Genomic DNA, 258 nt, shown 5'->3' with positions numbered 1-258 from the left:
AAGGTTGCGCCCTACAAGAAGGGCTTCGGCGCCATGCCGCCCGAGGTCGTCCACGCGCCCTTCCCGAACGAATTCCACGGCGTCAGCGAAGCCGAGGCGATCAGCCATCTTGAGCGTATCCTGGCGACCTCGGTCGACCCCGAGCGCGTCGCCGCCATCATCATCGAACCGGTTCAGGGCGAGGGCGGCTTTACCATTGCCCCGCACGGCTTCCTGCGCAAATTGCGTGAGATTTGCGACACTTACGGCATCGTGCTG

General features: G+C 64.0%; 1 protein-coding gene. It reads left to right on the top strand.

Going from position 1 to position 258, the window contains the following annotated elements; translation table 11 throughout:
• Positions 1 to 258 (top strand): aminotransferase class III-fold pyridoxal phosphate-dependent enzyme (locus RMT89_RS44025; protein WP_315889368.1); only part of this gene is annotated, 258 nt, incomplete at both ends.

It is taken from the genome of Streptomyces sp. P17 (genome assembly GCF_032436805.1).
Classification (GTDB): domain Bacteria; phylum Actinomycetota; class Actinomycetes; order Streptomycetales; family Streptomycetaceae; genus Streptomyces.
Note: the sequence above shows the minus strand (reverse complement) of the source record. Positions and strands in the feature narration are given on the sequence as shown.